Source organism: Bradyrhizobium sp. LjRoot220, assembly GCF_964252915.1.
In the GTDB taxonomy this organism is placed as follows: Bacteria; Pseudomonadota; Alphaproteobacteria; order Rhizobiales; family Xanthobacteraceae; genus Bradyrhizobium.
The window spans coordinates 86,131-93,973 of record NZ_CAXUPS020000017.1 but is presented as its reverse complement, the minus strand read 5'-3'; the positions used below and the strand labels follow the sequence as shown (position 1 = coordinate 93,973).

8 protein-coding genes are annotated in these 7,843 nt (G+C 64.8%); 1 reads left to right on the top strand and 7 read right to left on the bottom strand.

The genetic code is table 11. The features are described 5' to 3' along the window. The 7 genes from ACSQ84_RS35690 to ACSQ84_RS35660 form a co-directional block, all read right to left on the bottom strand. The coding region (locus ACSQ84_RS35690) for a hypothetical protein (RefSeq protein ID WP_436216449.1) at positions 1 to 194 on the bottom strand (194 nt) is incomplete at its 3' end. 25 nt (positions 195 to 219) lie between these two features. After that, complete coding sequence (locus ACSQ84_RS35685; protein WP_436216448.1) at positions 220 to 720, bottom strand: nucleoside deaminase; 501 nt, start codon at positions 718 to 720, stop codon at positions 220 to 222. Between the two features lie 13 nt (positions 721 to 733). Continuing rightward, positions 734 to 2,266: an ABC transporter ATP-binding protein gene (locus ACSQ84_RS35680; protein ID WP_436216447.1), complete on the bottom strand. Its 1,533-nt coding sequence runs from the start codon at positions 2,264 to 2,266 to the stop codon at positions 734 to 736. Beyond that, positions 2,263 to 2,946: a biuret amidohydrolase gene (gene biuH / locus ACSQ84_RS35675; RefSeq protein ID WP_436216446.1), complete on the bottom strand. Its 684-nt coding sequence runs from the start codon at positions 2,944 to 2,946 to the stop codon at positions 2,263 to 2,265. The genes ACSQ84_RS35680 and biuH overlap by 4 nt, the downstream gene beginning before the upstream one ends. Before the next feature lie 13 nt (positions 2,947 to 2,959). Beyond that, on the bottom strand, positions 2,960 to 3,886 hold the full coding sequence (locus ACSQ84_RS35670; protein WP_436216445.1) for an ABC transporter permease: 927 nt from the start codon (positions 3,884 to 3,886) through the stop codon (positions 2,960 to 2,962). Position 3,887: 1 nt separating this feature from the next. Continuing rightward, positions 3,888 to 4,997, bottom strand: a complete 1,110-nt coding sequence (locus tag ACSQ84_RS35665) for an ABC transporter permease (RefSeq protein ID WP_436216444.1) — start codon at positions 4,995 to 4,997, stop codon at positions 3,888 to 3,890. After that, a complete protein-coding gene (locus ACSQ84_RS35660; RefSeq protein ID WP_436216443.1) occupies positions 4,994 to 6,103 on the bottom strand; it encodes a BMP family ABC transporter substrate-binding protein in 1,110 nt (369 codons plus the stop codon). Before ACSQ84_RS35660 ends, ACSQ84_RS35665 begins: the two co-directional genes overlap by 4 nt. Before the next feature lie 334 nt (positions 6,104 to 6,437). Here ACSQ84_RS35660 and ACSQ84_RS35655 point away from each other — a divergent pair, with 334 nt between their 5' ends. Next, positions 6,438 to 7,709 (top strand): allantoate amidohydrolase, encoded by a 1,272-nt coding sequence (locus tag ACSQ84_RS35655; RefSeq protein WP_436216442.1) that lies wholly within the window; start codon positions 6,438 to 6,440, stop codon positions 7,707 to 7,709. Positions 7,710 to 7,843: the final 134 nt, after the last annotated feature.

Sequence of the window (7,843 nt, the reverse complement as noted above, 5' to 3'; positions counted from 1 at the left end):
CGCTTCTTGGTTCGACCGGAGAGCCGCTTCTTCGTCCCGACCTGCTTCAATCCGTGACGCCGCGCGCAGACGTCGTCAAGGATGGCCGTCGCGCATTGGCTCAAAGCACGCTCCGCAGCTGCCAGGCCACTCCTTGACGACGGCGAGCGCGGTGTCACACTGCAGCCGGTCGGGTCGTACTCGTTCTCGTCCAACCTGATAGTTGCTACAATTGAGGGGCTATTTGTCCCACGCCCCGGCATGCACCGCAGCCGCCTCGTCCTCCAGCAGCGGGCCGACGACCTCAGTGGATCGTTGACCGCTTCCAAAAACTTCCCGGCACGGCAGGTCGAGGGTCGGATTTTCCGGATGGTTGCCGGTCAATTCGCGCAGGCGGTGTTCGCTTAAGGCATAGACCAGCCGGCCGATGCCGGCCCAGTAGATCGCGCCGGCGCACATCGCGCAGGGTTCGGCCGAGGAGTAGAGCGTGGCGCCGCGCAGGATGTTGGCGTCGATGGTGGTGCAGGCCAGCGTCGCCAGCAGGCGTTCGGCATGCGCGGTGCTGTCGCGGGCGGGCATATAGCCGTTTTCGGTCTCGATCAGCACGTTGCGGTTGGCATCGACGAGAATGGCGCCGAACGGGTGGTTGCCGTGCATCATGGCGCGACGCGCGACGTCGAAGGTCCGCCGCAGGAAATGCGCGTCGATCTCGGACGGGCTGAGCGCAGAAATATCCGCCATCAATGCCTGACTGCTAGTGCCCTGCCATGTGCCGGCCGATTTCGGTCAGGTCAGCCTCGCTGGCGCGGGCTTCATGAACGAATTGGCCGTGGAACATCACCACCAGACGATCCGACAATTCAAGGAGTTCGTCGAGGTCCTCGCTGACCAAAAGCACCGCGGCGCCGCGGTTGCGCGCCGCCATGATTTCGGCGTGGATCTGGGCGACGGCGGCGAAATCCAGTCCGAAGCAGGGATTGGCGGCGATCAGCACCTCGACCTCGCCGCCGAGTTCCCGCGCCAGCACCGCGCGCTGCACGTTGCCGCCCGACAGCGCCGAGATCGGCGTATCCGGCGAGCGGGTCTTGATCTTGTAGAGCCCGATCTTGCGCTCGGCGTCTTTTCGGAAAGCCGACTTGTTGAGCCACCAGCCCTTGCTGGCAAACGGCGCGCGGTCGAATTCACGGAATGCGATGTTGTCGGCGACGCTCATGCCGCCGACGCAGGCGTTCTTCAGCGGCTCTTCCGGCAGCAGCGACATCTTGTGCCGCCGCATCTCCTCGCGGCTGGCCGAATAGAGATCGCCGCGAACACGAATCTCGCCGCTTTCGGCCTCGCGCTGGCCGGCCAGCACTTCCACAAGCTGGCGCTGGCCGTTGCCGGAGACGCCGGCGATGCCGACGATCTCGCCGCCGCGCACCGTGAGCGAGACATCATGGACCGCAACCGCGCCGGCATCGTCGATCGCGCAAAGCTTGCTCAGCTCCAGCCGCGCCTCGCCCAATTGCCCGACGCGCGGCGGCTGAACCATCAATTCCTCGGCGCCGATCATCATCCGCGCCATGCTGTCCGGCGTGAGATCGGCGACGTTGCCGTTGCCGGCGAGCTTGCCGCGGCGCAGGATCGTGACCTCGTCGGCGAACGCCATCACCTCGCGGAATTTATGCGTGATCATCAGGATGGTCAGGCCGGCATTGACGACCATGTCGCGCAACATGCCCAGCACTTCGTCGGCTTCACCCGGCGTCAGCACCGACGTCGGCTCGTCGAGGATGAGGAAGCGCCGCTTCAGGTAAAGCTGCTTGAGGATCTCGCATTTCTGCCGCTCGCCGGCCGAAATGTCGGACACTCGGGCGTTGAGCGGCACCTTGAACGGCATCCGCGCCAGAAACGCTTCCAGCTCCTGCTTTTCCTTCGCCCAGTTGACGACCGCCGGAACGTCATCGCGCGCCAGCACCAGATTTTCTGCAACCGTCATCGCCGGCACCAGCGTAAAATGCTGGTAGACCATGCCGAGCCCGAGTGCGTGCGCATCCTTGGGGTTGGCGATCGCCTGCTCGCGGCCGCCAACCAGGATGTCGCCCTCGGTCGCATGATAGTAACCCATGATGCATTTCACCAGCGTGCTTTTTCCCGCGCCGTTCTCGCCGAGCAGCGCGTGAAAGGAGCCCGGCCGCACCTTGAGCGCGACATTGTCGAGCGCGAGGAAGTCGCCAAACTTCATGGTCACCGCGACGGCGTCGACGTCGAGCGGGCCTTCGGGGAGCGGCGTGTCGCCGATGATCATGACACGGCCTTGATGAACGCGCCTGAGGTCGCGACCGCGCCGAACACGCCGCCCTGCATCTTGATCATCTTCAGCGCGTGCTCGTGATTGCTCCTATCGGTGGCGGCACAGCAATCCTCAATCAGCACGCATTCGAAGCCGCGGTCGTTGGCCTCGCGCATCGTGGTGTGGACGCAGACATCGGTGGTGATGCCGGTCAGCACCAGGTTCTCGATGCCGCGCAGCCGCAGCATCAGCTCCAGGTCCGTGGCGCAGAACGAGCCCTTGCCGGGCTTGTCGATGATGGGCTCGCCGGGCAGCGGCGCCAGATCGGGAATGATCTCCCAGCCGGCCTCGCCGCGCACCAGCACGCGGCCGCAGGGGCCGGGATCGCCAATACCTGCTCCGATCTGCCGCGAGCGCCACTGCTTGTTGGCGGGCAGGTCGGTGAGGTCAGGGCGGTGGCCTTCGCGGGTGTGGATGATGTGAAAGCCCTGCGCCCGCATCACCGCGAGCAGCTTCTTGATCGGCTCGATCGGCGCGCGGGTCAACGACAGGTCGTAGCCCATCTTGTCGACATAGCCGCCGACGCCGCAGAAATCGGTCTGCATGTCGATGATGACAAGCGCGGTGTTTTTCGGGCGCAGATCGCCATTGTAGGGCCAGGCATAGGGTTCGGACGAAATATAGCGCTCGGGCATGGCTTGCTCCGGTCTATCGGGTGATGGACAGTTCGGCCGGCGCGCCGGTCAGCGTGCGCTTCGGCGAACAGGTGATGATCATGATCGCCAGCGTCAGGATGTAGGGCGCGGCGTTGAACAGATGGTAGCCCGAGGTGACGCCGACCGATTGCAGCGCCGGCCCCAGCGCCGCGGCGCCGCCGAACGCCAGCGACGCCCACAGGCACAGCATCGGGTCCCAGCGCGCGAAGATCACCAGCGCCACCGCGGTGATGCCTTGTCCGGAAGAGAGGCCCTCGTTCCAGCTGCCGGGATAGAACAGCGACAGGAACGAGCCGCCGATCCCGGACAGAAAGCCGCCGACCATGGTGGCCCGCAGCCGGATCGCCAGCACGGAATAGCCCATGGCGCGCGCCGCATCCGAGCTTTCGCCGGCGGTGCGGATCAGCAATCCCCAGCGCGTGGTGCGGAACGCCCAGTACAATATCGGCGCCAGCGCGAGGCCGACCAGGAACAGCACGTTGATCTGCAACGCGGCACGGACCTGCGGCACATCGCTCCACCAGCCGAAATCGATCGCGGGCAATCGTGCCGCGGTCGGTTCGATCAGCGGTTTTCCGAGATAAAACGCCAAACCCGTTCCGAACAGCATCAGCGCGATGCCGACGGCGATGTCGTTGACGCGTGGCAGCGAACAGATGCCGGCATGCAGCGCGCCCAGCAGCGCACCGGTGATCCCGGCGGCGAGCACGCCGAGCCAGGGCGAGCCACTGAGATAGGAGATGCCGTAGGCGCTCATCGCGCCCATCACCAGCGTGCCTTCGAGGCCGAGATTGATGCGGCCGGAACGCTCGGTGATGCATTCGCCAAGGCTCACGAACAGAAACGGCGTCGAGACGCGGATGGCGCCGCCGAATACGGCCAGCGGAACGGTCCAGAGCCCGAGCGATCCGTCAGCCATATCAAGGTTTTCCTTTCAGGAAGCCGATCCGGCCGTACAGCGCGTCGCTCGCCAGCACGAACACGAAGATGATGCCCTGTAGCACCAGCACCGAGGCGTCGGGCAATCCGAGCCGGCGCTGCAACAACCCGCCGCTGGCGCTGATGCCGCCGAGCAGGATCGCGACGGGGATGATGGCGAGCGGATTATGCCGCGCCAGGAAGGCGACGAGGATGCCGGTAAAGCCGTAGCCGGCGGCGAGGTTGGCGTTGGTGCGGCCCTGCACGGCGGCGACTTCGATCATGCCGGCAATGCCGGCGGCGCCGCCGGCGAGAAAGCAGATCGTCAGGATCAGTTTGTTGACGCCGAGGCCGACGATTTTGGCCGCACGGATGTTGCCGCCCGCCACGCGCGCGGAGAAGCCGAACACGGTGTGATAGATCAGGATATAGGATGCCAGCGCCGCGACCAGGCCGAACGCCAGCCCCCAATGCACGTCGGTGCCGGGAATGCTGCCGATCATGTTGGCCGCGCCGATTTCGCGGGTCGACGGCTTGTTGAGGCTGGAGGGGTCGCGCATCAAGCCCTCGACCAGATGGTTGAGGACCGCAAGCCCGATATAGACCAGCAGCAGGCTGGAAATCGTCTCGTTGACGCCGCGATATTGCCGGAGCGCACCCGCCAACGTGATCCACAGGCCGCCGCCGATCACGCCGGCGCACACCATTGCGGTCTGCACCACCAGAGGCGAGGCCCACGGCATCGCCAGCGCCACTGAAGTGGCCGACAGCGCCCCGATCAGCAGCGCGCCTTCGCCGCCGATGATGACCATGCCGAGCTGCGCCGGCAGCGCCGTGCACAACGCGGTCAGGATCAGCGGTGCTGCGCGCGTCAGCGTGTTCTGCCAGGAGAACCAGGTGCCGAACGCGCCCTGATACATGTAGAAATAAAGATCGAGCGGGTTCTTGCCGAACAGCGCCACGAACAGCCCGAAGGTGGCGAGCGCGCCGACCAGCGCCGCGCCCGGGATCAGGATGTATTCGATGGTCGCGCCGTAGCGTTGGAGGAAGCCGGGATCAGCGGTCGGAGCAATTCCGACCGCCTCCGCCGGATCCGCCGCGTCAGATGTCACGAAGTGGCTCCGAGCACGCCCTCGACCAGATAGTTCATCTTCTCCAGTTCAGGATCCTTCTGGCCGCGATCGGTGCCTGATGTGATGACCGCCTTGCCTTTATTATCCATGATCGGGCCCTTGAAGATGGTGTAGGTGCCGGCGACGAGCTTGGCCTTGATGTCGTCGGCATGCTTGCGCGCTTCGGCCGAGACCGCCTCGCCATAGGGCGAGCATTTGACGATCTCTTCCTTGAGGCCGCCACGATAGAAGTTCGGAATCGCTTCACCGGCCGCGATCATCTTGACGAATTTTGGATAGAGCGCCTCCCAGTTCCACTCCGCGCCGGTGAGATAGGCCTTCGGCGCCAGCGGCGACTGGTTGACGTGATAGCCGCACACCATCGCGCCGCGGCGTGCGGCGTTCTCGACCATGGTCTTGGGACCATCGACGTGACAGGTCAGGACATCGACGCCCTGGTCGATCAGGCTATTGGTGGCTTCGGCTTCCTTGACCGGCATCGACCAGTCGCCGGTGAAGATCACCTGCGTGGTCGCCTTCGGGTTGGCGAGTTTGGCGCCGAGCGTGAAGGCGTTGATGTTGCGCAGCACCTGCGGGATCGGTTTCGCCGCGACGAAGCCGAGCTTGCCGCTCTTGGAGGAGTAACCGGCGACGATGCCGGAAATGTACTGGGCCTCGTCGATGTAGCCGAAATAGCTGCCGGCGTTGGCCGGGTCTTTCTCGCTCCACAGCCCGCCGCAATGCTCGAAGCGCAGTTTTGGAAACTTCTTCGCCATCTTGATCATGTGCGGGTTGTAGTAACCGAACGAAGTCGGGAACAGCAGCGAGGCGCCGTCGAGGTTGATCATGGACTCGATGGTCTTCTCGACCGCGTCTGTCTCGGGGACCTTTTCTTCCTCGACCACCTTGAGGCCGGCGATCTTCTTCAGCGCAGCGGCGCCTTGCGCGTGGGCCTGGTTGTAGCCGTAGTCGTCGCGCGACCCGACATAGATGAAGCCGATCGTGGTAGTGGCCGCGCGCGCGGCGCCCGCGCCGAAGGCGGTGCCGAGTGTCAGCGCCGCGCCGCCCTGCAACAGATGCCGTCGTGAAATCCTGCCAAATTCCATGTGCCTGCTCCCTCTGGCGGATGAACCGCCCCCAATTTCGCGGGCCGCGCCAACGGCGGGCTCGGCAGGGATGTCGCAATCTTCATGCCAGAGCGTTCATGGCAGGCATGTCAGTATAGCTATTTGAATATACTAGTGTATTTTCGTAAGTGCGCCGTCGTTCAAACTTTGTGCAAGATCGATCTGATTAATTTATAGGCGTCTTTCTCTGATTGTATGCAAAGTCGTTAAGCAATTCTTCAGGCCGCGAAGGTGGCCAAAGCGAGCTTGCGCTGGCATTGAATTTGTAATGATCGACAAGCGCGGGACCCGACGCGGTGCGCACTGGAAAAGCATGAGCAAGACAGAAGTGGCCAGCAGCGGATCCGGCAGCGCATCGCTTGGCGATGAAATCGTCGGCCGGATCAACCAGCTCGCGGCGATCTCCGAGACGCCGGAGCATCTGGCGCGGATTTTTCTGTCGCCCGAGCATCGCGCCGCCGCCGATCTCATTCTGTCATGGATGCGCGAGGCCGGCATGGCCGTGCATCTCGACGCCATCGGCAATGTCTGCGGCCGCTATGACGGCGACCGGCCGGGCCTGCCGTGCCTGATGCTGGGCTCGCATTACGATACCGTGCGCGACGCCGGCAAATGGGACGGCCCGCTCGGACTGCTCACCGCGATCTCCTGCGTCGCCGATCTGAACCGGCGCGGGCAGCGGCTGCCGTTCGCGGTCGAAGTCGTCGGCTTCGCGGACGAGGAGGGCGTGCGGTTTGCCTCGACGCTGCTCGGCAGCCGCGCGGTCGCGGGCACCTTCGACGAAAGCCTGCTCAATTCGCGCGACCATGCCGGCGTCGCCATGCGCGAGGCGATGGTGAAATTCGGCCTCGACCCCGATCATATCGGGGCGGCCGCGCGGACCCGCCGCGAACTCCACGCCTATGTCGAGCTGCACATCGAGCAGGGCCCGGTGCTGGAAGAGCAAAATCTTCCGGTCGGCGTCGTCACCGCGATCGCGGGCGCCACGCGACTGGCGGCAAAGCTGACCGGCATGGCCGGGCATGCCGGCACCGTGCCGATGACGATGCGGCGCGACGCGCTGGCGGGCGCCGCCGAATGCATCTGCATGGTCGAGGAATTCTGCAAGACCGACACCGCCGGCCTCGTCGGCACCGTCGGCTATATCGACGCGATGCCCGGCGCCACCAACGTGATCCCCGGCCTCGTGTCATTCACGCTCGACATCCGCGCGCCATCCGATCCGCACCGCAAGATGGCCGTCGCCGACATCGTGCGGCGCATTGAAGCCATCGCCAAGCGCCGCAATCTTGTGCTGCAGCTCGACGTCACCCACGAAAACCGCACCGTGCCCTGCGCGCCCTGGCTGAAAGCGCAGGTCGCCGACGCCGTCGCCGCGGAAGGCTTTGGCGTGTTCGAACTGCCGAGCGGCGCCGGACATGACGGCATGGCGATGATCGACATATCAGACGTCGCCATGATCTTCGTCCGCTGCCGCGGCGGCATCAGCCATAATCCGGCGGAGCATGTCGAGACCGCCGATGCGGACGCTGGGGCGCGGGTGTTGCTGCGGCTGGTGGAGAATTTTCGGCCAAGGGAAGCATAACTAGATTCGTCGTCCCGGCCTTGAGCCGGGACCCATACGCCGCGGCCCATCGACGAGAACGCTGGCGTTAGAGACCTTGTTCAACAATGACTGCCGCGGAGTATGGGTCCCGGCGTTCGCCGGGACGACGTGAA

Bases quoted from the DNA above. Each gene is read 5' to 3' on its own strand.
- biuH (WP_436216446.1), bottom strand. From the start codon at position 2,946: ATGCCCGAGCGCTATATTTCGTCCGAACCCTATGCCTGGCCCTACAAT.
- ACSQ84_RS35670 (WP_436216445.1), bottom strand. From the start codon at position 3,886: ATGGCTGACGGATCGCTCGGGCTCTGGACCGTTCCGCTGGCCGTATTC.
- ACSQ84_RS35655 (WP_436216442.1), top strand. From the start codon at position 6,438: ATGAGCAAGACAGAAGTGGCCAGCAGCGGATCCGGCAGCGCATCGCTT.
- ACSQ84_RS35685 (WP_436216448.1), bottom strand. From the start codon at position 720: ATGGCGGATATTTCTGCGCTCAGCCCGTCCGAGATCGACGCGCATTTC.
- ACSQ84_RS35660 (WP_436216443.1), bottom strand. From the start codon at position 6,103: ATGGAATTTGGCAGGATTTCACGACGGCATCTGTTGCAGGGCGGCGCG.
- ACSQ84_RS35680 (WP_436216447.1), bottom strand. From the start codon at position 2,266: ATGATCATCGGCGACACGCCGCTCCCCGAAGGCCCGCTCGACGTCGAC.